Source organism: Streptomyces sp. TLI_105 (assembly GCF_900105415.1).
In the GTDB taxonomy this organism is placed as follows: domain Bacteria; phylum Actinomycetota; class Actinomycetes; order Streptomycetales; family Streptomycetaceae; genus Streptomyces.
In genome coordinates this window covers 7,687,470-7,710,509 of record NZ_FNSM01000001.1, presented here as the reverse complement: position 1 = coordinate 7,710,509, position 23,040 = coordinate 7,687,470, and the positions used below count along the sequence as shown (strand labels likewise).

Here is a 23,040-nt window from a genome sequence, read left to right as displayed (position 1 = left end):
AGTGGCGGGGGCGGGCGGGTGGACCGGCGACAGGGACGGCGGGGGCGGGACGGACCGCGGTGCCGACGGGGACGGCGGTGCGGGGACGGACCGCGGTCAGGCATCCTGTGCGGCCAGCAGCTCCTCGATGTGGGCGGCGAGGTCACGCAGCCGCGGGTGGGTGTAGACGGCCTTGACCGGGAGCGCCACGGACAGCTCGATCCGCACGCGGGAGACCAGCTTGATGGCGAGCAGGGAGTGGCCGCCGAGCTTGAAGAAGTTGTCGTCCGGGCCGATCGAGGCCGCGCCGAGGACCTGCGTCCACACGCGGGCGATCAGCTCCTCCGCGCGGCCGTTCAGACCCTCGCCGCCCTCGGTGCCGGCCGCCTCGGACTCCGTCTCCGCCGGGGCTTCGAGGCGGGCGGCCAGGGCGGACCGGTCGAGCTTGCCGCTGGGAGTGGTGGCGAACCGGTCCACCGTGACGTACGCGCTCGGCACCATGTACGCGGGCAGGCTGCCCGCCAGCGCGGCCCGCAGGGCGGTGGCGTCGCCGCCGCGGTGGTAGGCGATCAGGCAGGCGGTGCCGCCGGCGTCCTCGCCGAGGATCACGGCCGCCTCGGCCACACCGTCGACCCGGGTGAGGGCGGCTTCGATCTCCGGGAGTTCGATGCGGTGGCCGCGCAGCTTGACCTGGCCGTCGGCGCGGCCGAGGTAGACGAGCCGGCCGTCGGGCAGCAGCCGGCAGCGGTCGCCGGTGCGGTACATCCGTCCGCCGGAGGCGTCTTCGGAGATGTCGGCGACGAACCGCTCCGCCGTCAGTCCGGGCCGGTGCCGGTAGCCACGGCCCACGCGCGGGCCCGCGAGGTACAGCTCGCCGGACTCCCCCGGCTCGACCGGGACGAGCTTCTCGTCGAGCAGGCGCATCCGGAGCCCCGGCAGGACGGCGCCGATGTGCGGCTCCCCCGGCCCGTCGATCCAGCCTGCGGTGGAGTCCACGGTGCACTCGGTCGGCCCGTACACGTTGAGCGCGCGCAGCAGTCCGGAGCGGTGGGCGGCGACGAGCCTGTCCCACAGCGCCGGGCTGATCGCCTCGCCGCCGACGAGGAGGGTCAGCGGGCGCGGGCCGCCGTCCTCGGTGAGCAGGTCGAGGAGGGGGTCGGCGTGCGAGGGGGTGATGTCCAGGTCGGTGAGGGCCTGCTCGTCGACGAAGGCGGCGAGTAGGGACGGGTCGCGGCGGGTCTCCTCGTCGATCATGACGAGGGTGTCGCCCCGGCAGAGCCGCGTCCACTGCTGCACGGAGGCGTCGAACGACGGCGAGGCGTTCCAGCCGACCCTGCCCCCCTCGCCGGTGGCGGCGCCCGCCGCCTCCAGCTCCCTCAGCAGCAGGGAGGCGGCGCCTCGGCCGATCTCCACGCCCTTCGGGCGGCCGGTGGAGCCGGAGGTGTAGATGACGTAGGCCAGGGTGTCCGCGGTGACGGGGACCGGCGCGTACGGGGAGGGGGCCGGGCCGCCGCTCGGGGTCGCCGTGAGCTCGGCGACCGTCACGGCGCGGGCGCCGGGAGCCGGGGAGCCGTCCGTGCCGTCCACGACGACCAGATCGGCGCCGGAGTCCTCGACGAGGTAGCGGCGGCGGTCGGCGGGCAGCGCCGGGTCGACCGGCAGGTAGGCGGCTCCGGCGGTGAGCGTGCCGATGATCGCGGTCACCAGGGCGGCGCCCCGGGGCAGGCAGAGCGCCACGACGCTCTCGGGGCCGATGCCGAGGGCGGCGAGCCGGGCGGCGATCACGGCGGCCTCGGCGCGCAGCTCGTCGAAGGTGAGGCGGTCGTCGCCGGCGACGACGGCGGTGCGTCCGCCGGGGGCGGTGGCGAGCCGGGCGAGGAGGTCGGCCGCGCCGGTACCGGCGGCGGCGCAGGTGCCGCAGGCGCAGGTGTCCGTGACGGCCGGGAAGACGGGGACGGTGGCGGAACGCTCGGGGAGGACGGCGGTCATGGAGGGGCTCACCTTCCGTACAGGGTGGTGGAGGGGGCGGTGGTCGGGGAGCAGTCGGACAGCCGCACCGGCTCCCCCATGGCGACGACGATCTTCCGGTCTCCGGTGTACGACTCCCGGCCGTGCGCGCAGAGGATGTTGTCGACGAGCATCAGGTCGCCGGCCTGCCAGGTCTCCCGCAGGGTGACCGCCTGGTACACGTCGTTGATCGCGTCCACCTCGGCGTCGGTGAGGGCGGTGCCGTCGCCCAGGCGGGTGTCGAAGGGCAGACCGTCCTCGCCGAACGTCTCGGTGAGGACCTCGCGGACGTCCTCGTCGAGGCTGCGGGCGTTCCAGAACGCGAAGTGGTTGAACCAGGACCGCTCGCCGGTCACCGGGTGGGTGATGATCGCGGAGCGGCGCTGACGGGTGCGCAGGGTGTCCTCGTCGAGCCACTCGTAGCCGATCGCGTGGGCGTCGCAGTACTCCTCCGCTCCGGCGGGTTCGTCCGACGAGAACGCCTTGCGCCACGGCATGCCCGCGAGGTCGGAGTAGTTGCGTACCAGCAGCCAGCCGGCCTCGGCGAACCGGTCGACCAGGTCCTGCGGCAGCATCGCGAGGGCCTTGCGCATGTCGCCGACGGTGGTCGCGCCGCCGGTCTCGGGCGCGACGACGCAGCCGAAGAGCAGCACGCCGGGGAAGTCCAGCGTGTAGCTGTTCTCGTTGTGCAGGCGGATCGCCTGGGCGGCCGGGAGGTCGGTGGAGGAGAAGACCCCTTCGCCGAAGTCGCTGCGGGGGGTGGCCTTCTCCTTGTAGCCGGCGCGCTGGGCGATCAGGGCGTCCCGCGCCTCGGCGAACGTCTCCGTGTCCGTCACCGGAAGTCCGCGCAGCATGACCGCGCCGGAGCGGTGCAGCTCGGCCTGGACGGCGGGGAGCTGGGCGGACAGCCAGGCGGCGGCCTCCGCCATGGTGTCGAAGGCGGGGGTGTGGACGAGGGCCGGCTTGCCGGGCTCCCGGACGACGGTGATGCCGGCGGTGGCCGGGCTCTGGGCGTACGTGGTCATGGTGGTCTCCTCGCAATGCCTCAGCGGGCGGGAAAGTTGACGGGGGATCAGGCGTTGCTGGGTGCTGCGGCGCCCAGGGTCTCCAGGACCGGGTTCAGGCGGGCGAAGAAGCCGGGCAGGTCCTGCTGGAAGTAGAAGTGGTCGCCGGTCAGCACCTCGGGGGCCACCTGGTGGCCGGCCACCAGGGACCAGCCTGCGAGCATGTCGACCGGGACGATGGGGTCGGCGTCCCCGCCGAACACCGCCACCGGGCAGTCGAGCCGTACGGCCGGGGCGGTGCACCGGTAGGCGTCGTCGATGGCGAAGTCCGCGCGGATGGACGGCAGGACGATCTCGCGCAGCTCCTCGTCGTCGAGGATGCCGTCGTCCGTACCGCCGCGCTCTTTGATGGCCGCGACCAGCTGGTCGTCGTCCAGCCGCTCCGGGTGCACCGGGCACTGGTTGGGCAGCACCGGCGCCCGGCAGGCGGAGGCGATCAGGCCCTGCGGGGTACGGCCGACGGCCTGCAGGGCGCGGGTCACCTCGAAGGCGACCAGGGAGCCCATGCTGTGCCCGAGCACCACCAGGGCACCGGTGTCCGCGGGGAGCGCGTCGACCACGGGCAGCGCCAGGTCGTCGACGGACTCGGGCAGGTCCTCGCTGAAGCGGGCGCCGCGCCCCGGGTACTGGCCGATGAGCAGCCGCACGTCGGCCGGGAGGTGCTCGCGCCAGGCGCTGTACGCGTGCGCGTTGCCTCCGGCGTGCGGGAGCACGAGCAGCGACAGGCGGTGCGGCAGGTCGCCCGGCAGGTCCCAGACGACGTCCTCGGGGGCGGGGGTCGGGGAGGTGTTCATCAGCTGATCCTTTCTGTCGCGGTGGCGGTCTGAGCGGCGGTCCCGGTCGCGACCGCCTCGGTCTCGGCACGGCGCCGGAGGGCGGGACGGGCCTTCCTCGCCGGCGCGGCCTTCAGGGATTCGATGTGCTCGGCGAGCCGGGCCGGGGTGGGGTGCTGGAAGACGTCGCGGATGGTGAGCCGGACGTCGAGGGCCCCGGCGATGTGGTTGGTGAGACGGGCCCCCAGGAGGGAGTGGCCGCCGTGGTGGAAGAAGTCGTCGTCGATGGTGAGGTCGGCGGTGGTGTCGAGGGTGCGGGCGAAGAGCGCGAGCAGGGTCTCCTCCAGCGGGGTGCGCGGGGCACGGCCGGCGGAGGCGACGGGGGCCGGCTCGGGCAGAGCCCGCTTGTCGACCTTCCCGTTGGGGGTCAGGGGCAGTCGGTCGAGAACGATGACGTGCGTCGGGACGAGGTGCTCGGGCAGCCGGTCGGCGACGTGCCGGCGGATCTCGTCGAGTGGCGTGTCCCCGTCGGCGACCACGTATGCGGCGAGCTGTTCGTGGTGGACGGTGACGACGGCCTGGGTGACGGCCGGGTGGGTCAGGAGCGCGGCCTCGGTCTCACCGGGCTCGACACGGAAACCACGGATCTTGATCTGGTCGTCCGCCCGCCCGTCGTAGTGCAGCCGACCGAGCCGGTCGAAGTGAGCCAGATCCCCCGTCCGATACAGCCGGTCAGCGGCTGCCGCAAAGGGATGCGGTACGAATCGGAGGGCGGTCAGGTCGGGCCGGCCCAGGTATCCGTGGGCGAGACCGTCGCCCGCCAGATACAGCTCACCGGTGACTCCCGGCGCGCACAGGTTCAGATGGGCGTCCAGGACATAGGCGGCCTTGTTCACCAGCGGCCCACCCACCGGGATCACCACGTCACTGTGCTCGACGGTGTGGGTCGTGGTGAACCCCATGGACTCGGCCGGCCCGTAACCGTTGACGACCCTGATGCCCGGCCTGAGCCGCTGCAGCTTGCGCACATGCGCCGGAGAGGCCGCCTCGCCGCCCGTGAAGGCGACCGTCACCGTCTCGAAGGCCTCCGGGTGCTCGTCCACCAGGAAGTTGAACAGACTCGCCGACAACTGCAGCATCGTCACCCCGTGCCTGCGGGACAACTCACCGATCAACACCGGCTCCGGCCGCTGCCCCGGCTGCAACACCGTCGACCCGCCGTGCAACAAAGCGCCCCAGAACTCCAGACTGAACGCGTCCCACGACACCGGCGAACACTGCAGGAACACCTCACCCGCACCGAACAACCCGTACGACTGCCCCCACACCGTCGACACCAGATTGCGATGCGACGACAGAATCGCCTTCGGCCGACCCGTCGAACCCGACGTGAACATCAGGCAGGCGGGGTCGTCCGGGCCGAGCGGCAGACCGAGGTTGCCGGGGTCGTGGGAGAGGAGTTCGCGGGGGGCCTCGGTGTGGGTCTGCCAAGGTCCGTCGACCCGCCCCGCGAGGGCCGGCGCGGTGACGAGGTGGCTGATCCCCGCGTCGGCGGCCGCCGAGCGAAGTCGCTCGTCCGGGAAGTCCGGGTCCAGGAGCGTGTACCCAGCCCCGGCCTTGACCACGGCGATGACCGCCGCGGCGAACTCCACCCCACGCTCCCACAGCACACCCGCCATGTCGCCACGGCCCAGGCCGTGGGCGCGCAGGTGGTGGGCCCACCGGTTGGCCATCGCGTTCAGCTCCGCGTACGACACCTCGCGGGCTCCGTCGAGCAGCGCCGTCGCCTCCGGGCGGCGGGCCACCTGCTCCTCGAACCGCCCGACGAGGGTGGCGCCGCCCACCTCGGCGACGGTCCCCGCCCACGGGCCGGTCAGCAACTCGCGCTCCGAGCTCGACAGCACCTCCAGGGAGGAGAGCGGCAGGGCGGGATCGTCGAGCACCTGGGCCACTACCCGGCCGAGCACCGACGCCATGCGCCGTACCGACTCCTCGTCGAACAGCTCGGCCGCGAAGACGATCGCGCCGTGCAGGCCCCGGCTGTCGTCGGAGCGGAGCAGGAACTCGAGGTCGAACTTCGCCGCCCCGTTCACCAGGCCGGAGACCTCGGCGGTACGGACGCCGGGCAGGCGCAGCTCCGGAACGCCGCCCACTTCGAGGCCGAGGCTGATCTGGAAGAGGGGATGGCGCGAGAGGCTCCGGGTCGGGTTGACCGCTTCGAGGACCAGGTCGAACGGGGCCTCCTGATGCGCGAACGCGTCCAGATCCGCCGTACGCACCCGCCCCAGCAACTCGCGGAAGCTCGGGTCGCCGGCGCTACTGGTCCGCAGGACCAGCGTGTTCACGAAGAACCCGACCAGATCCTGCAACGACCGCTCACCACGACCCGCGACCGGAGTGCCGATCGCCAGGTCCGTCCCCGCACCCAGCCGGGTCAGCGCGGCGACCAGGGCCGCGTGCACCACCATGAAGGGCGTGCACCCCTCCGAGCGGGCGAGGACCGTGATGCGTTCGAACAGGTCCGCACCGAGGTCGAGCTCGACCTGTCCGCCCTGGTGGGAGGCCCTGGCCGGCCTCGGACGGTCCAGGTTCAGCCCGTGCTCCTCCGGCAGCCCCTCCAACGCCCCACGCCAGAACTCCAGCTCCCGGCCCAGCACGCTTTCGGGATCCTCCGCCGCGCCCAGCACCCGGCGCTGCCAGACCGCGTAATCCGCGTACTGCACGGCCAAGGGCTCAAGGACCCGCCCTTCGGCCCCGGCGACCCGGGCCGCGTAGGCTCGCTGCAGGTCCCCGAAGAACACGGCATTCGACAGACCGTCCGTCGCGATGTGATGCACCACCAACGACAGCACCACCGAGCCGTCACCCAGCTCGAACACCACCGCCCGCAGCGGAAGCTCCGCGGCCAGATCGAAGACACGACCGGCCAGCTCCGCCAGCTCCGCGTCGACATCGGAGGCGGCGACACGCCGGCGTTCCACCGGAACCCGGGCCAACTCCGGCGGCAGGACCCGCTGACGCGGCTCGCCCTCCACCGACTCGAACACCGTCCGCAGCGGAGCATGCCGCTCCACCACATCACTCAGCGCCGACTCCAACGCCCCGAGGTCCAAACCGCCCTCACACCGCACCACCATCGGCACGTTGTAAGCCGCACTGTCCCCCTCCAGCTCCGACAGCAACCACAACCGCCGCTGAGCGAACGACACGGGCACAGAGTCGCCGGCACCTTCCCCCGCCGCCAGCGGCGGGAGAGCTTCTCCCCCGCCCTGTCCGGCGACCAGTTCCGCGAGCCCCGCCACCGTCGGGCGCCCGAACACGTCCCGGATCGTCAGCCGCGCGCCCAGCGCCTCGGCGATGTGATTGGTCAGCCGGGCAGCGAGCAGCGAATGCCCGCCGTGGTGGAAGAAGTCGTCGTCGATGGTGAGGTCGGCGGTGGTGTCGAGGGTGCGGGCGAAGAGCGCGAGCAGGGTCTCCTCCAGCGGGGTGCGCGGGGCACGGCCGGCGGAGGCGACGGGGGCCGGCTCGGGCAGAGCCCGCTTGTCGACCTTCCCGTTGGGAGTCAGGGGCAGACGGTCGAGAACGATGACGTGCGTCGGGACGAGGTGCTCGGGCAGCCGGTCGGCGACGTGCCGGCGGATCTCGTCGGAGTCCGTTTCCCCTGCCGTGTCCCCGTCCCCGACGACGACGTAGGCGGCCAGCCTCTTCTCGTGGACGGTGACGACGGCCTGGGTGACGGCGGGGTGGGTCAGGAGCGCGGCCTCGGTCTCACCGGGCTCGACACGGAAACCACGGATCTTGATCTGGTCGTCCGCCCGCCCGTCGTAGTGCAGCCGACCGTGCCGGTCGAAGTGAGCCAGATCCCCCGTGCGGTAGAGACGCCTGCCCTCCGGACCGAAGGGATCCGCCACGAATCGGAGGGCGGTCAGGTCGGGCCGGCCCAGGTATCCGTGGGCGAGACCGTCGCCCGCCAGATACAGCTCACCGGTGACTCCCGGCGCGCACAGGTTCAGATGGGCGTCCAGGACATAGGCGGCCTTGTTCACCAGCGGCCCACCCACCGGGATCACCACGTCACTGTGCTCGACGGTGTGGGTCGTGGTGAACCCCATGGACTCGGCCGGCCCGTAACCGTTGACGACCCTGATGCCCGGCCTGAGCCGCTGCAGCTTGCGCACATGCGCCGGAGAGGCCGCCTCGCCGCCCGTGAAGGCGACCGTCACCGTCTCGAAGGCCTCCGGGTGCTCGTCCACCAGGAAGTTGAACAGACTCGCCGACAACTGCAGCATCGTCACCCCGTGCCTGCGGGACAACTCACCGATCAACACCGGCTCCGGCCGCTGCCCCGGCTGCAACACCGTCGACCCGCCGTGCAACAAAGCGCCCCAGAACTCCAGACTGAACGCGTCCCACGACACCGGCGAACACTGCAGGAACACCTCACCCGCACCGAACAACCCGTACGACTGCCCCCACACCGTCGACACCAGATTGCGATGCGACGACAGAATCGCCTTCGGCCGACCCGTCGAACCCGACGTGAACATCAGGCAGGCCACATCGTCGGCGCTCAGTTCCGTGCCGAGGTTCTCGTCGCTGAGGTCCGCCAACTGCTCGGAGGAGCAAGAGGCCGTGTCCCAGGGGCCGGTCAGACGCGTGGCGAGGCCGGGCTCCGCGACCAGGACGACGATGCCGGCGTCGGTCGCCGCCGAGCGGAGTCGCTCGTCCGGGAAGTCCGGGTCCAGGAGCGTGTACCCCGCCCCCGTCTTGAGGACCCCGATCACCACCGCCGCGAACTCCGCCCCGCGCCGCCAGAGGACGCCCGCCATGTCGCCACGGCCAAGCCCGCGGGAACGGAGGTGGCGGGCCCAGCGGTTGGCGGCGGCGTTGAGCTCGGCGTACGTGACCTCCCCCGCCTCGTCGACGAGCGCGACCCCGTCGGGGAACCGTGCCGCCTGCTCCTCGAACCGCTCCACCAACGTCGTGTCCACGACCTCCGCCACCAACCCGGCCCACCGGCCCGTCAGCAGCTCGCGCTCCGCCTCCGACAGGACCTCCAGGTCCGACAGGCGTCGGTCCGGGGCGTCGAGGGCCTGGGTCAGCACCTCGCCGAGGAGGGTCACCATCCGTCGTACCGTGACCTCGTCGAAGAGCTCCGCCGCGAAGAGCACGGTGGCCCGCAGCTCCTTCTCGTCGTCGGAGCGGAGGAAGAACTCCAGGTCGAACTTGGCGGATCCGCTGGAGATCTTCTCCACGGGGCCCGTCCGGACTCCGCTCAGCTCGAAGGCGGGGCCCTTGTCGGTCTCCAGGCCGAGGCTGATCTGGAAGAGGGGATGGCGCGAGAGGCTCCGGGTCGGGTTGACCGCTTCGAGGACCAGGTCGAACGGGGCCTCCTGATGCGCGAACGCGTCCAGATCCGCCGTACGCACCCGCCCCAGCAACTCGCGGAAGCTCGGGTCGCCGGCGCTACTGGTCCGCAGGACCAGCGTGTTCACGAAGAACCCGACCAGATCCTGCAACGACCGCTCACCACGACCCGCGACCGGAGTGCCGATCGCCAGGTCGGACCCCGCACCCAGCCGGGACAGTGCCGCGACCAGGGCCGCGTGCACCACCATGAAGGGCGTGCACCCCTCGGCCCGGGCGAACGCAGCCACCCGCTCGAAGAGGTCCTCTCCGAAGCCGACCTCCACCTGTCCGCCCTGGTGGGAGGCCCTGGCCGGCCTCGGACGGTCCAGGTTCAGCCCGTGCTCCTCCGGCAGCCCCTCCAACGCCCCACGCCAGAACTCCAGCTCCCGGCCCAGCACGCTTTCGGGATCCTCCGCCGCGCCCAGCACCCGGCGCTGCCAGACCGCGTAATCCGCGTACTGGACGCTCAGCGGCTCAAGGACAGAGTCCTCCGCTCCCGCGATCCGGGCCGCGTAGGCCCGCTGCAGGTCCCCGAAGAACACGGCATTCGACAGACCGTCCGTCGCGATGTGATGCACCACCAACGACAGCACCACCGAGCCGTCACCCAGCTCGAACACCACCGCCCGCAGCGGAAGCTCCGCGGCCAGATCGAAGACACGACCCGCCGTCGCGGCCAACTCCCCTGCCAGTGCGTCGTCTTCGACGCAGTGCCGTTCCACCGACACGCGCGCCCGCTCCGGCGGCAGGACCCGCTGACGCGGCTCGCCCTCCACCGACTCGAACACCGTCCGCAGCGGAGCATGCCGCTCCACCACATCACTCAGCGCCGACTCCAACGCCCCGAGGTCCAAACCGCCCTCACACCGCACCACCATCGGCACGTTGTAAGCCGCACTGTCCCCCTCCAGCTCCGACAGCAACCACAACCGCCGCTGAGCGAACGACGCCGGAGCGGTGTCACCGGCGCCCTCCCCCGCCACCAGCGGCGGGACGGCCCGTACGCCGGTCTGCTCGCCCAGCAGTTCCGCGAGCCCGGCGACCGTCGGGCGCCCGAAGACGTCCCGGATCGTCAGCCGTACGCCGAACGCCTCGGCGATGTGGTTCGTCAGCCGGGCCGCGAGCAGCGAGTGGCCGCCGAGGGCGAAGAAGCTGTCGTCGATGCCGATCGGGCCGGGCGTCTCCAGGGTCCTGCCGAACAGCGCGGACAGGATCTCCTCGGTCTCGGTGCGCGGGGCGCGGGCCGTTCCCAGGGCCGTCGTGGGGGCCGGGAGCGCCCGCTTGTCGATCTTCCCGTTGGGTGTGACGGGCAGGCGGTCGAGCGCGGTCAGGTACGTGGGGACGAGGTGCTCGGGCAGCCGGTCGGCGACGTGCCGGCGGATCTCGTCGAAGTCCGTTTCCCCTGCCGTGTCCCCGTCCCCGACGACGACGTAGGCGGCCAGCCTCTTCTCGTGGACGGTGACGACGGCCTGGGTGACGGCGGGGTGGGTCAGGAGGGCGGCCTCGGTCTCGCCGGGCTCGATGCGGAAGCCCCGGATCTTGATCTGGTCGTCCGCCCGGCCCTCGTACAGGAGGCGTCCGTCCCGGTCGAAGCGGGCCAGGTCCCCCGTCCGGTAGAGCCGGCTGCCCGCCGGGCCGAAGGGGTTCGGGACGAAGCGGGTGGCCGTCAGGTCGGACCGGCCCAGGTAGCCGTGGGCGAGGCCCTCGCCCGCCACGTACAGCTCGCCCGTCACCCCCGGTGGGCACAGGCCGAGCCGGGCGTCCAGGACGTAGGCCGGCTTGTTGACCAGCGGGGTGCCGATCGGGATCACCGGGTGGGGCTCGTCCCCGGTCTCGATGGTGTGGGTGGTGGCGTAGATCATGACCTCGGCGGGTCCGTAGCCGTTGAGGACGGTGATGCCGGGTCTGATCCGCTGGAGCTTGTGGACGTGCGCCGGGGAGGCGGCCTCGCCCACCGTGAAGGCGGTGGTGACGGTCTCGAAGGCTTCGGGGTGCTCGTCCGTCAGATAGTTGAAGAGGGTGGCGGACAGCAGGAGTGTCGTGACGCGGTGGCGGCGGGCCAGCTCGGTCACCAGGGCCGGTTCGGGCTTCTGTCCGGGCTGGAGGACCGCCGTGCCGCCGTGGAGGAGCGCTCCCCAGAACTCCAGGCTGAACGCGTCCCAGGACACCGGCGAGCACTGGAGGTAGACCTGCTCCGGGCCGGCGGGGAGGTAGGGCTGGCCGATCAGGGTCGACACCAGGTTGCGGTGGGAGGACAGGATGGCCTTCGGGCGGCCCGTCGAGCCGGAGGTGAACATCAGGCAGGCGGGGTCGTCCGGGCCGAGCGGCAGACCGAGGTTGCCGGGGTTGTGGGAGAGGAGTTCGCCGGGGGCCTCGGTGTGGGCGGCCCAGGGGCCGTCGACGCGCTCGGCGAGCACCGGGCGGGTGACGAGGTGGCTGATGCCGGCGTCGGCGGCCGCCGAGCGAAGTCGCTCGTCCGGGAAGTCCGGGTCCAGGAGGACGTGGGCGGCGCCGGTCTTCAGGACGGCGAGCAGAGCGGTGGCGAAGCGGGTACCGCGCTCGAAGAGGACTCCGGCCATGTCTCCGCGCCCGAGACCTCGGGAGCGGAGGTGGCGGGCCCAGCGGTTGGCGGCGGCGTTGAGCTCGGCGTACGTGACCTCCCCCGCCTCGTCGACGAGCGCGACCCCGTCGGGGAACCGTGCCGCCTGCTCCTCGAACCGCTCCACCAACGTCGTGTCCACGATCTCCGCCACCGGCCCGGCCCACCGGCCCGTCAGCAGCTCGCGCTCCGCCTCCGACAGGACGTCGAGGTCGGCGACCCTGCGTTCGGTCGGGCGCTCCGTGGTGAGGACGGTGGTGAGGAAGGCGGCGAACCGGTCCTGGTGTGCGGCGACGGCGGTGACGTCGACGCCCTCGACGGGGGTGTCGAAGTCGATGCGCAGGCCGTGGGCGGCGCCGAGGTCGAGCACGGCGACGCTGAGGTCGTCGACGGGGCCGTTGCTCACGTTGTGGTTGACCGTGGGATGGCCGCAGACGGTGAGCTCTCCGTGGAAGCCCATGATGTTGAGGACGGGCGTGGCCGGTCTCCGGGAGCCGTCGACGACGCCGGCGTCGCGGCAGAGGTCCTCGTACCGGGTCAGCTGGTGGCGCAGTCCGTGCTTGACCTCGGCTCCCACCGAGCGGACCAGGGCGCCGAGCGGTTCCTCGGGATCGATCCGGATCCTCAGGGGGACCACGTTCGACGACATGCCCGGGGTGCTGCGGGCGAGCCGGGACGTCCTGCCGGTGACCGGGAGGGCGATCATCAGCTCCGTACGTCCGGTGACGCGGTGCAGGTAGACCGAGAACAGGGCCACGAGGAGGACGGACCAGGTGGCGCGCTCGCCGCGTGCGACCGAGCGGAGCCGGTCGGCGTCCGCCGGGGACACCCGTACGCTCCGCCGGGCGAAGGGCAGGCCGCCGTGCGCGGCCGTCGCCCGTCCGGTGCCCCGGACCAGGCCGGCGGGTGCGTCGGGGGCGCCGGCGAGGTGTTCCCGCCAGGCGGCGCGCTCGGCGGCGGCCTCCTCGGACCGGCGGTACTCCGCGTCCTCGGCGAGCAGCTCCGTCAGGCTCCCGAACGGGGAGGGTCCCCAGGGTTCGCCCGCGACGGCCTGCTCGTACAGCTCGATCAGCCGGGCGAGTGCCATCGACACGCCCACGCCGTCGACGACCAGGTGGTGGAATCCGTAGAAGTAGAAGTACCTGTCCTCGGCGAGCCTGATCAGCGCGCAGCGGACCGGCGGCTGGTCGGTGAGGTCGAAGGGGGCGCAGATCAGTGCGTCGACGAGCCGCCAGGCCGCGCCCTCGGGGTCGTCCGCGGCGCTCACGTCGGTGAACGGCAGGGTGCGCGATCCGGCGTCGGTGTCGACCAGTTGCCACACCTGCTCGCCGTCGTCCTCGAAGCGGCGGATGCGGAGGAAGTCCGCCTCCTCGACGAGCCGGCGCCAGGCCGCGGCCATCAGCCGCGGGTCCACGGGGCCGTTGATCTCGCGGCACTCGGCGACGTTGTACTTCACGCCGGTGGGGTCGAGGGCGTGTGCCGTCCAGATGTCACGCTGGGCCACCGAGAGCGGCAACCGGACGGCAGCCGGAGCGGGTGCGACGGGCGTGTCGAACGGCATGAGGGGCTCCTGTGGAAGTCACGGCGGAGGGGGGGAGGAAGAGCGGCGCGGGCTCGGGCGGGGCAGTCGCCATACAACCCGTGGGCCGGGGCCGGGAGCGGCAGTTGATCCGGCGGTACGCCAGCGGTTCGGCGGTGGAGCGGCAGTCAGGCGGCAGCGGTTCCGGCAGTCGTGTCGGCACCGTCCGGTACGGCGCTGCCGCTCATCGGACCGGTGCCCGCACCGTGGTCGCGGAAGCGGTCGCGGTCGGGAAAGGGGTCATGGTCGCGGTCGCCGTCGCGGAAGCGGTCGTGGTTGTGGTTGTGGTCGTGGTCGGCGTCGCCGTCGCCGTCGCCGTCGCCGTCGCGGAAGCGATCGCCGTCGCCGTCGCCGTGGTGTCCGCCGCGAGGGCGCGCACCACGCTCAGCACGCGGAACGCGGAGCGGCCGCCGTCCGTGCCGGACCGGATCACGCCGCTGACCAGCAGGTCGCGGACCATGCGGCCGCAGTGCGGCAGGGGCATGCCGGTCAGCCGGACGACGTCCTCCAGGACGAATTCGGCCTCGCTCGCGGCGCACAGCGCGCCGATCAGCTGCCGGTGGCCGTCGGGGAGCGCGGCGAGCGTACGGGCGACGCGCTCGCGGAGTCGGGAGCCGGACCGGCCGTCGGCGAGGTGGTCGAGCAGGGGCGCCGGGTCGGACTCGACGATGCCGCGCAGGGTGGTCAGGTCGCAGACGGTGAGCCAGGAGGCCGCCGCGGCGAGCGCGAGCGGATGGCCGTCGAGCCGGTGGCTGACCCAGGCGATGTCGGCGAGGACGCGCTCGTCGGGAACGATGTCGGGGCGGACGTGGCGGAGCCTGCTGAGGAAGAACCGGGCCGCGGGCGCGTCGGGGCGGAGGCCGTCGGAGGGGTCCGGCGCCTCCAGCGGGGAGAGGAGGAAGAGGCGTTCGCCGGGGACGTTCCAGGGTTCGTCGGCGGTGACGAGGAGGCGGAGTCCGGGCAGCTCGCGCAGCAGCCGGCTCAGGCGGTGGAAGTCGAGCAGTGCGGTGTCGACGCCGTCGAGGACGAGGAGCACCGCGCGGGCGCCGAGCACGCCGGCCAGTTCGGGGGCCAGGTCGTCGGCCCGGCCGTCGCCGTGGAGGAAGGCGGCGCAGTCGGCCGCCAGTGCGGCGGGCCGGTCGTCGCAGGCCGGCAGGCAGTCGGCGACCGCTCCGGGGGCGGTGTGCCACAGGATCGGGAAGCCGGCGTCGTGCAGCCGGGCCGCCGCCTCCAGGGCCAGTCTCGTCTTGCCGACGCCGCTCAGTCCGACGACGGTGATCAGGCGTTCGGCTCCGGAGCGCAGCTCCTCGGTGAGGACGGTGGATTCGGCGGCTCTCTCGATCAGCGGGTGCAGCGGTACGGGTGGGGCCGGCCGCTCGGCGGCGAGGTCGCCGGGCCCGACACCGCCCCGGTGTCCGTGTCCGCGCCGCACCGCGTCCTCGAGGGCGGTGCGGGCCCGGGGGCCCAGGCGCAGGCCGTCGGCTATCAGCCGGATCGTGTCGGCTCTCGGCCGCTGTGCCTTTCCCTTCTCCAGGTCGCGGATGGCGCGGACGCTGATGGTGGAGAGGTCCGCCAGTTCCTGCTGGGTCAGGCCGATGCGGAGCCGGTGGCCGCGTATGAGGGTGCCGAGTGCGGCGGTGGCCGTCACGGTGTCCTCCGGGGAGAGACCGGTCGTCATGAGAAGCTCCCGCTCGTCGAGTTGGGGCGGGCCTTCCGTCGGCGCCCGGTCTGGACGCCGGCCGGGGGCTTCGCCTCGCCGTCTGCTGGAACCCATCGTCCGGACGCGACTATTCGGGGGGCATCCCGGCACTAACCCTCTGCCGCCCCTCCGGACGGCGGGACGGCCGGGGCGGCATGGCGGAAGACAGCGGCCCGGGGGCCCGTGATAGCGGTGCGGGCGGGGTGCTGTTCCGTGATAGCGGGGTGATAAGGCAGCGAGCGGTGCCGTGAATCCGGGTGTTCCTAACGTGGTGGTCACAAGGAAACGCCGCACACCACCGAGAGGCAGGATCCGATGTCCTACACCGCCACCGCCGCCCGCAAGTCCGCCACGGCCGCCCGCAAGTCCGTCCGCGCCGCCGTCACCGCCGCGCTGGTCGTGATCCTGACGGGAGCGGGCGTCCAGGCGAGCTGGGCCGACGGGACCACGGGCACCACGAGCACCACCCCGGTCTGCACGACGACGGTCACCGCCACCGGCCCCGTCACCACGTGCAGCACCGACAACAACCCCTGGGACTGACCCTGGTCCGGGAGGCCCGCGCGCTCAGCAGCCGGTCGCGAGCAGCCTCTCCGCCTCGGCGAGTTCCCGCCCCATCCGCCGCTCGCGGAACACCTCGACCGCAGGGACGAGCAACTCCCGGGAACGTCCGGGCTCCGCGTCGAGGAGACGGGCGAGGTCAAGGCGCGCCAGCGCGCCACCGCTAAAATCCATGACGCCCTCCCGCGCGGCCACCGCGCGGTCGTAGAAGTCCCTGGCCCGGTCGGGACGGCCCATGATGACGAAGGCGTGCCCCAGGTCGCGGAGCAGATGGCCCTCCCCGATGACGTCGCCGGAATCCCGGCAGAGCTCCAGCACCTCCGTGAAGGTCAGGACCGCCAGGTCGCTGCGGCCCTGTTCGAGCAGCAGCTGCCCGACGCGCCGCAGTGTTCGCGCCCGGCCGCCCGTGTAACCGACTCCTTCGTAGATGTCGAGCGCCTCGTCCAGCTGGCTCTGTGCCTCCGCGATCTCGCCCTGCCGCATCCGGATGTGCGCGCTCTGGGTCAGGACGATCGCGCGGCCCACCACGTCGCCCGCCCGGTCGAAGTCGGCCAGGGACCGCCGGTACAGCTCCAGGGCCGCGGAGTCGTCGCCGTTCGTGCGTGCGATGAGCGCCATGTCGCGTCGGCACAGCGCCTCGCCCATCGGCTCGTCCAGCGCCTGGAAGACGTCGAGCGCCGAGTTCAGCGCCTGCCGGGCCGTGTCGAACTGGTTGCGGCTCATGTAGAGCGAGCCGAGCGACGCCCGGATCGCGGCGGTTCCCCGCAGGTTTCCGGCCTTGCGGACGGCGGCCAGCGCGCTCAGGTGGGTCTGCTCCCACAGGTCGTAGTGGCCGCGCACCTCGAAGAGCGTGACGAGCGAGGTCGCGAGGTTCCAGCTGAGGTCGTGGAGACCGGCGTGGGCGGTGTGTTCGACCATGCCGCACAGGGAGGCCTGTTCGGCGTCGAGCCAGGCCAGCGGGTCGGCGAGCACCTCGTCCGTGTAGGAGGCCGGGGGTTCCCAGCGGGGCGCGTCGCCGTGCAGGACGGTGAAGTCCCCGCCGTACACCTTGCGGTGGGCCTGCTGGGCGAGGTGCATCCAGCCGCCCGCCATCCGGGCGAGCGCCTCCTGTCGTGCCTCGGGCGTGTGGTGGGCCGCCAGCTGTTCCCGCGCGTACACGCGGATGATCTCGTGGAAGCGGTACCGGAAGCCGCCGGTCCGCTCCACTCCGGCGACGTCCAGCATCTGCACGTCGACCAGCGGTTCCATCAGGTCCGAGGGGAAGGGGCGGCGGTCGTCGAGCAGCGCACCCGCCAGCCAGCTCGGCAGGGTCGGTGCCTGCGCCATGCTCAGGAGCCGCAGCAGTCGGCGGTCCTCCGGCGCCAGGCCCTCGTAGGTCAGCGACAGGCTGGCGCGCATCGTCATCTCGCCGTGGGTCAGTTCGTCGAGCCGGTGCCGCTCGTTGGCCAGGCGCTGCACCATGGACGCCAGGGTCCAGTGCGGGCGGGCCGCGAGCCGGGCGGCGACGATCCGCAGGGCCAGCGGGAGTCGTCCGACCGTGCGGACCAGGGCCTCCGCGGCCGCGGCCTCGCCCGCGACGCGTTCCCGCCCGACGATCCTGGACAGCAGTTCGAGCGCCTGGTCCTCGGCGAGCACGTCGAGTTCGACCCGGTGCGCGCCGGGCAGGGCGGTGAGGCGGGCGCGGCCGGTGACGAGGACGGCACAGCCCCGGCTGCCGGGCAGCAGCGGCAGCACCTGGCCCTCGCCGGCGGCGTCGTCGAGGACGACGAGGACGCGGCGGGAGGCCAGTCGGGTGCGGTACATCTCGGCGCGCTCGTCCAGGGATTCCGGGATCAGCTGGCCGGGGATGCCGAGCGCGCGCAGGAACCGGCCCAGGACCTCCTCGGGGGTGGCCGGGGTGCCGGTCGTCCCGCGCAGGTCGCAGTAGAGCTGGCCGTCGGGGAAGCCGGTCTCGGAGAGCATGTGGGCGACGTGCACGGCGAGCGTCGACTTGCCGGTGCCGGGCTTGCCCGTGATCGCGGCGAGCCCCACCGTGGTGCGGCCCGGCCGCCCGGTCAGCGCTTCCTCCAGTGCGGCGAGCCGGCCGGGATCGGACACGAAGTCGGCGACGGCGGCGGGAAGCTGGTGCGGTACGGCGTCCTGGCGCAGGGCCTCCGGGGACGGCGGGGCGGCGGCCGGTTCGGGGTCCTCCTCGGGCTTCGCTCCCGCCGTCTCCTCCTCGGCCCTGTCCCCCGGTACGCGTACGGGAGCGGGCGCGGAGAGCCGGCCGGCGAGGATCGCCGACTCCAGTTCCCTGAGCTCCCTGCTGGGTTCGAGCCCGAGTTCCTCGGCGAGGAACCGTCGGGCGGTGCGGAAGGCCTCCAGGGCCTCGGCCTGCCGTCCCGACCAGTACAGGGCCTGGATCAGCTGGCCGCGCAGCTTCTCCCGCAGCGGGTGTTCGTGGGTGAGCCTCTGCAGTTCGCCCACGAGTCCGTCGTACCGTCCGAGTTCGAGCTCCAGTTGGATGCGGAGTTCGACGGCGGTCAGACGTTCCTCGTTGAGCTGTCGCGCCTTGTTCGCCAGCGGGCCGCTGTCGAGGCCGGACAGGCAGTCGCCCTGCCACAGCGTCACCGCGTCCCTCAGCAGCCGTACGGCCTGGTCGAGTTCGCCGCGCTCGCGCAGTCGGCGGGCCCGTAAGACGAGGCCGGTGAAGAGTGCGGCGTCCACGTTGCCCGCGTCGGTGTGCAGCACGTATCCCGGGGGCCGGGTCGTGATCGAGACCTCGCCGTCCGCGCCGGCGAGGAGTTTGCGCAGCCGCGACACGCAGATCTGCACCTGGGTGCGGGCGGTCTCCGGCGGGTTGTCCTCCCAGATGAGGTCCACCAGGTGGTTGGTGCTGACCACCCGGTTCGTCTCCAGGAGCAGCGCCGCGAGGATCACCTCCTGGCGGCCGGGCGGGAGCCGCAGCGGCCCGTCGGGGCCGTGGACCTGCAGCGGCCCCAGGACCCGGAAGGCGAGGGGCGACATGTCCGGGAGTTCCTGGGATCTGTCCCCGATGTCGTCCGTCACCGATTCCCCCACCAAAGAAACGAGTTGACACCTCAGGTCCGAGTGAGGACAGTCTCCACAACCACCCCCGCCCTGTCCATGCCGTGAAGATCCCGGTCGGAGATAGAGGGGGAATAACGCGGAGTTGGCGGCTCCCCCCAGAATCCTGGCCGAGAGCGAAAGGGGCTCAGCCGTTGAACCGCCAAGATGACACGAGCACCTGGCTGCCGGGACCGGCAGACCTGGTCACCGCCGCCGGAATCGACCATGTCCGCCTGGTCTACGACTACCTGGACGCCGGTGACCTGGACTCGTGCGCCTCCCTGCTGCACGACGGCGTGGTCCTCGAACTGCCGGGGCTGCCGCCGGCCCGTGGCCGGGCGGCGGTCCTGCACACCCATTTCGGGCGCCCCCTGCCACGGGCCCGTCACGAGATCGACCGGGTCGTGGGCCAGGGCCGCAGCGTCGTCGCCACGGGGCGCCGGGTGGCGCCGGGCACCGACGGACAGGACCTCCGGTTCGTCGACCTCTTCACGATCGCCGACGACGGGATGATCCTCGCCTGTACCCGGTACTACCACGTGGCGCCGTGAGCGGCGCCACGTGCTCTCCTCAGTCGCCGTACGGGCTCGACGGGGCGCGCCCCGTCGGCCGGTTCACCGGGTCCAGGTCATGCTGTCGAAGAGCACCCCGGTGTCGCTGTACGCGTTGAGCACGAGTTGGGTCGGGGAGACCGAGCACTGCACGTACTCGTAACGCGCTTCCCGGTACGCGCTCCAGAACGGCTGGGTCGCCTGGAACGCGTTGAGCCCGTTGCCGCCACCACCGGAGACGACGTACGTCACTCCCGTCGGATCGATTGCGCCCATGCGCAGCGGATGACTCCGTTCGTAGTTGTGGGAGTTGCCGGAGAGGCAGAGCGTGACCCGGTACTGGTCCAGGAGCGGAACGAGATCGGTCAGGACCGTCGTCGAACTGGAGCTGCTGCTCGTCGAGCTGTAGGGCGGGCGGTGCACGACGCAGACCTTCCACGCCGTGGTCGCGGCGGCGAGATCGGCGTTCACGAAGGCGCGCTGCGGGGAGCCGGCTCCCAGGGGCTGCTCGCTGTCGACGACGAGGACGTGGAGGTCGCCCCACTCGTAGCTGTACCAGCGCTGGTTGTTCGGGGACCACAGGTTCCGTGCCGTCGCGCCGTCGCCGTAGTAGTCCTTGTTCCCGTTCGCCGGATAGAGCGTCCGGGTGCGGATGGCCGGGCCGTACTGCTTGTAGAAGCGGTTGTCGAAGTCGGAGTAGAAGCGTTCCGGATCCGGGTCCTGGGCATCCGGGTACACGTTGTCGCCGAGGGTCTGCACGAACTGGGCGGGTGACGCGGCGATCAGGTTCGCGATGTTCGCCTCCTGCGCCGAACCGCCCCCGTAGTCGCCGACCGCCGCGAAGGTGAAGGACGCGCCGGGCGCGGGAGCGGTGGTGAAGCGGTTGCCTGCGAGCGTGGCGTTGCCGGACCGTACCTGGTAGATGTACTCGGTTCCCGGCTGGAGCCCGCCGAGCAGCATGGCGTGCTGCAGCCGCGGAGTGGGGTCGAAGACGCTGGCGGTCAACGCTCCGATCCCGTAGTCGACGGTGCTCGGAGTCGGAAGGTTGGTCCACCACAGCACGCGTGCGCTCGTCCGGTCGGTCTGGACGACGTAGGGACCGCGGGTGACCAGGACGGTTCCGGCCGCCGGCGTGGACAGCGTCCTGCCGGTCGTGAGCGCCGAGACGTTGCCGGCGGAATCGACCGCCGCGATCCGGTACGTGTACGAGGTCGACGGGGCGAGTCCGTTGTCGGAGTACGTCTTGCGCAGCGGCTCCTCCACCGTGGCGACGAGGACGTTGTTGCGGTAGACCTGGTAGCCGGCGACGTCGCTGGAGCTCGACGAGCCCCAGACGACGTCGAGCCGGCTGGAGGAGTACCGCCGCACCGCCACGCTGCTGCTCGACACCGCCGAAGGGGCGCTCGTGTCGCTCGTGGTGCTGGTCGTGACGACGATGGTGGCGGCCGGCCCGACGTGCCCGGCGACGTCGACGGCGCGCACCGCGAACTGGTAGGCGCGGTTGGCGAAGAGCTTGCTCGCGGTGTAGGTGGTGCCGCCGTCGGTCGTCGCGATCTGGACCAGGTTCTGGAGCGGAGCCCCGACGGGGCCGCGGAGGATCCGGTAGCCGGTGACCTTGGCCACGCTCGTGGACTTGGTCCAGCTGAGCTTCACGCTCGACGACGTGATCGAACTCGCCTTGAGGTTGGTCGGCGCGGACGGCGGCGATGCGGGGTCCGGCTGCTGGGTGACCACGATGACGGGGGCCGAACGCGCCGACTCGACCCCTCCGATCACGGTGGTGACCTCGTAGCGATAGGTCGTCGTCGCGGCCAGGCCGGTGTCCTCCAGCAAAGTGCCCGGCTGCTCGGCGATCAGCTGGTCGTTCCGGTAGACCCGGTAGGAGTCGGCCCCCGCGACCGCGGTCCACAGCAGTCGCACCGTCGACGACGTCAGCGCCTGACCGGCGAGCAAGGTCGGTGGAACCTGCGCGGCGGCGCTTGCCGAGGACGGTGAGACGACGACGTCACCGATCTCGAGCGCCACTCCCGAGGCTAGGGCATAGGCGACGAACTGGCGGCGGCTCAGAGCCATGGTCATTTCCTCTCTGGGCCGCCGGACCGGGCTGCCGGCCGCCGCCCCGACAGCCCACGCTGGTCGACAGGCTCAGGGTGGCCGCCGAGCGACCCGCAACAGGCCGATTAGGCCGAAAGCGGCATGTCGCAGACCGTCACATATCGGCGCGTGTTCAGAGCCCCGGCCCGTTGTACGCGCCGCGGTGCGGCTTCGTGGTCGCGCTCACCGGGTTCGCCCAGTAGTCGCGGCCTCCGTTTCCGCTGATCACGGAGCCGTTGTTCAGGGCGGGGGACGTGGCGCGCAGCTTGTAGCCGTCGGCGGAGTGGATCGTGTCGCCGCCGGTGCCGGGGTTCACGAACTGCGGGTCGCCGACGATGCCGTTGGCGGTGGGCCGGGGCACGCCCTGGAAGACGTTCCACAGCCAGGAGATCCCGGCCCCGGCGGGCAGTCGGGAGTCGCTGGTCCCCACCCAGATGTTGTTCTCGACGACGCTCTCGTCGGGGAGCGTGATGCTGAACTTCTTGTCCGTGCAGTAGAGGACGTTGTTGTAGAGGTGCAGCGCGGAGCGGCCGGCGCTGACGCTGCTCATGCGGCAGTCGTTCTCGGAGATGTTGTAGCGGATGACCTGCCGGGCGCCGCCGATGGTGCCGCAGCCGTCGCAGTCGAGGAAGAAGCCGCCGACGTTGTCGCGACTGAAGTTGTACTGGATCGTGCAGGTGCCGGTGTTGCCCCAGTCGCAGTCGAAGGCCTGGCTGTCGGCCACGGACATCCGCGTGATGCCGTACACGGCGTTCTTCTGGATGGTCGGATCGTGGTCGCCGAGCACCCAGATGCCGGCGAAGTTGCCGCCGGAGAAGGGGTAGACGCCGTTGCCGACGCCGGAGGCGTTGTTGTACTGGATCATGGGCGCGTCGGCGTAGCTGGCGATGATGCCGTCGCCGCCGACGTCCTTGACGACGTTGTTCTCGATCAGTACGCCGGTGCCCTTGACGGCCATGGCGCCGACGCGGATCTTGAGGCCGCCGCCACCGGTGTTGCTGATCCGGTTGTCGTGGACGTGGACGTCGTTGAGGGTCGAGTTCGTGCCGCTCGCGCCCGTGACGATGCCGGCGGACTGGACGAAGTCCTCGGTGGTGGGGCTGTTCTTGTTCGTCTGGCCGGCCACCCGGTCGATGACGAGGTTGCCGATGTCGAAGCCGCGGTGGGCCGTTCCGTCGGTGGCGGAGATCCGCAGACCGGTGCGGCGGGCGAGGGTGGGGGCGGGGTTGGTGAGTGCGAGGTCGCTGATCCGCCAGTGGTCCTGGTTGGTGAGGGAGACCGCGTTCGGGGCGCCGCCGCCGTCGATCACGGGCAGGGCGCCGGTGCCGTAACCGGTGAGGTCGATGGGTGCGGCGGCGGTGCCGCTGCCCTGGGGGGCGAGGGCGCCGGTGCACGTGGTGCCGGCGGCGAAGGCGAGCGTGTCGCCGGGGCCGTACGTCCTCGCGTTGGCCTGTCCGATGCTGTTGAACGGCGCCCCCTGGCTGCCGTCCCCGGGGGTCGCCCGTGAGCAGTCCACATAGGTGACGCTCCCCGCGGCCTCGGCGGGCGCGCCGGAGAGGGCGGTTCCGCCGAGCGCGAGGGCGGCGGCGAGGAGCGCGCGGAGTGTCAACTGCCGTGCGGGCAAAGCTCTGATGGTCATGGCGCAACAACCTTTCT

General features: G+C 72.1%; 10 protein-coding genes. 2 read left to right on the top strand and 8 right to left on the bottom strand.

Features of this window, described 5'->3' with window-relative positions; genetic code table 11:
* Positions 1 to 96: 96 nt before the first annotated feature.
* The 5 genes from BLW86_RS35110 to BLW86_RS35090 form a co-directional block, all read right to left on the bottom strand.
* On the bottom strand, positions 97 to 1,968 hold the full coding sequence (locus BLW86_RS35110; protein ID WP_093877755.1) for a non-ribosomal peptide synthetase: 1,872 nt from the start codon (positions 1,966 to 1,968) through the stop codon (positions 97 to 99).
* A gap of 8 nt (positions 1,969 to 1,976) precedes the next feature.
* The gene (locus BLW86_RS35105; protein WP_093877754.1) at positions 1,977 to 3,011 is read right to left on the bottom strand and encodes a TauD/TfdA family dioxygenase; all 1,035 of its coding nucleotides are present in this window, start codon (positions 3,009 to 3,011) and stop codon (positions 1,977 to 1,979) included.
* A gap of 47 nt (positions 3,012 to 3,058) precedes the next feature.
* Positions 3,059 to 3,844: a thioesterase II family protein gene (locus tag BLW86_RS35100; protein WP_093877753.1), complete on the bottom strand. Its 786-nt coding sequence runs from the start codon at positions 3,842 to 3,844 to the stop codon at positions 3,059 to 3,061.
* The gene (locus BLW86_RS35095; protein WP_093877752.1) at positions 3,844 to 13,392 is read right to left on the bottom strand and encodes a non-ribosomal peptide synthetase; all 9,549 of its coding nucleotides are present in this window, start codon (positions 13,390 to 13,392) and stop codon (positions 3,844 to 3,846) included. Before BLW86_RS35095 ends, BLW86_RS35100 begins: the two co-directional genes overlap by 1 nt.
* Positions 13,393 to 13,594: 202 nt before the next feature.
* A complete protein-coding gene (locus tag BLW86_RS35090; RefSeq protein ID WP_093877751.1) occupies positions 13,595 to 15,088 on the bottom strand; it encodes a helix-turn-helix domain-containing protein in 1,494 nt (497 codons plus the stop codon).
* A gap of 336 nt (positions 15,089 to 15,424) precedes the next feature.
* Between BLW86_RS35090 and BLW86_RS35085 the strand changes: the two genes are divergently transcribed.
* Entirely contained in the window at positions 15,425 to 15,652 is a 228-nt protein-coding gene (locus tag BLW86_RS35085) for a hypothetical protein (protein WP_093877750.1), read from the top strand.
* A 24-nt stretch (positions 15,653 to 15,676) separates the two neighbouring features.
* Here BLW86_RS35085 and BLW86_RS35080 read toward each other — a convergent pair whose 3' ends face one another.
* Positions 15,677 to 18,676 carry an AfsR/SARP family transcriptional regulator gene (locus tag BLW86_RS35080; protein ID WP_093877749.1) on the bottom strand — a complete coding sequence of 1,000 codons (3,000 nt, stop codon included), beginning with the start codon at positions 18,674 to 18,676 and terminating at the stop codon, positions 15,677 to 15,679.
* 215 nt (positions 18,677 to 18,891) lie between these two features.
* On the opposite strand from BLW86_RS35080, the gene BLW86_RS35075 reads away from it, so the two are divergent.
* On the top strand, positions 18,892 to 19,290 hold the full coding sequence (locus BLW86_RS35075; protein WP_093877748.1) for a nuclear transport factor 2 family protein: 399 nt from the start codon (positions 18,892 to 18,894) through the stop codon (positions 19,288 to 19,290).
* 63 nt (positions 19,291 to 19,353) lie between these two features.
* Here the strand turns inward: BLW86_RS35075 and BLW86_RS35070 are convergent, their stop codons facing one another.
* The gene (locus BLW86_RS35070; protein WP_177181842.1) at positions 19,354 to 21,363 is read right to left on the bottom strand and encodes a fibronectin type III domain-containing protein; all 2,010 of its coding nucleotides are present in this window, start codon (positions 21,361 to 21,363) and stop codon (positions 19,354 to 19,356) included.
* A gap of 154 nt (positions 21,364 to 21,517) precedes the next feature.
* Positions 21,518 to 23,023, bottom strand: a complete 1,506-nt coding sequence (locus BLW86_RS35065) for a right-handed parallel beta-helix repeat-containing protein (protein WP_093877746.1) — start codon at positions 23,021 to 23,023, stop codon at positions 21,518 to 21,520.
* Positions 23,024 to 23,040: the final 17 nt, after the last annotated feature.

What these genes read in the sequence shown, in the direction of transcription:
- BLW86_RS35110 (WP_093877755.1), bottom strand. Translation starts at nt 1,968, where the DNA reads ATGACCGCCGTCCTCCCCGAGCGTTCCGCCACCGTCCCCGTCTTCCCG.
- BLW86_RS35105 (WP_093877754.1), bottom strand. Translation starts at nt 3,011, where the DNA reads ATGACCACGTACGCCCAGAGCCCGGCCACCGCCGGCATCACCGTCGTC.
- BLW86_RS35100 (WP_093877753.1), bottom strand. Translation starts at nt 3,844, where the DNA reads ATGAACACCTCCCCGACCCCCGCCCCCGAGGACGTCGTCTGGGACCTG.
- BLW86_RS35095 (WP_093877752.1), bottom strand. Translation starts at nt 13,392, where the DNA reads ATGCCGTTCGACACGCCCGTCGCACCCGCTCCGGCTGCCGTCCGGTTG.
- BLW86_RS35090 (WP_093877751.1), bottom strand. Translation starts at nt 15,088, where the DNA reads ATGACGACCGGTCTCTCCCCGGAGGACACCGTGACGGCCACCGCCGCA.
- BLW86_RS35085 (WP_093877750.1), top strand. Translation starts at nt 15,425, where the DNA reads ATGTCCTACACCGCCACCGCCGCCCGCAAGTCCGCCACGGCCGCCCGC.
- BLW86_RS35080 (WP_093877749.1), bottom strand. Translation starts at nt 18,676, where the DNA reads ATGTCGCCCCTCGCCTTCCGGGTCCTGGGGCCGCTGCAGGTCCACGGC.
- BLW86_RS35070 (WP_177181842.1), bottom strand. Translation starts at nt 21,363, where the DNA reads ATGGCTCTGAGCCGCCGCCAGTTCGTCGCCTATGCCCTAGCCTCGGGA.
- BLW86_RS35065 (WP_093877746.1), bottom strand. Translation starts at nt 23,023, where the DNA reads ATGACCATCAGAGCTTTGCCCGCACGGCAGTTGACACTCCGCGCGCTC.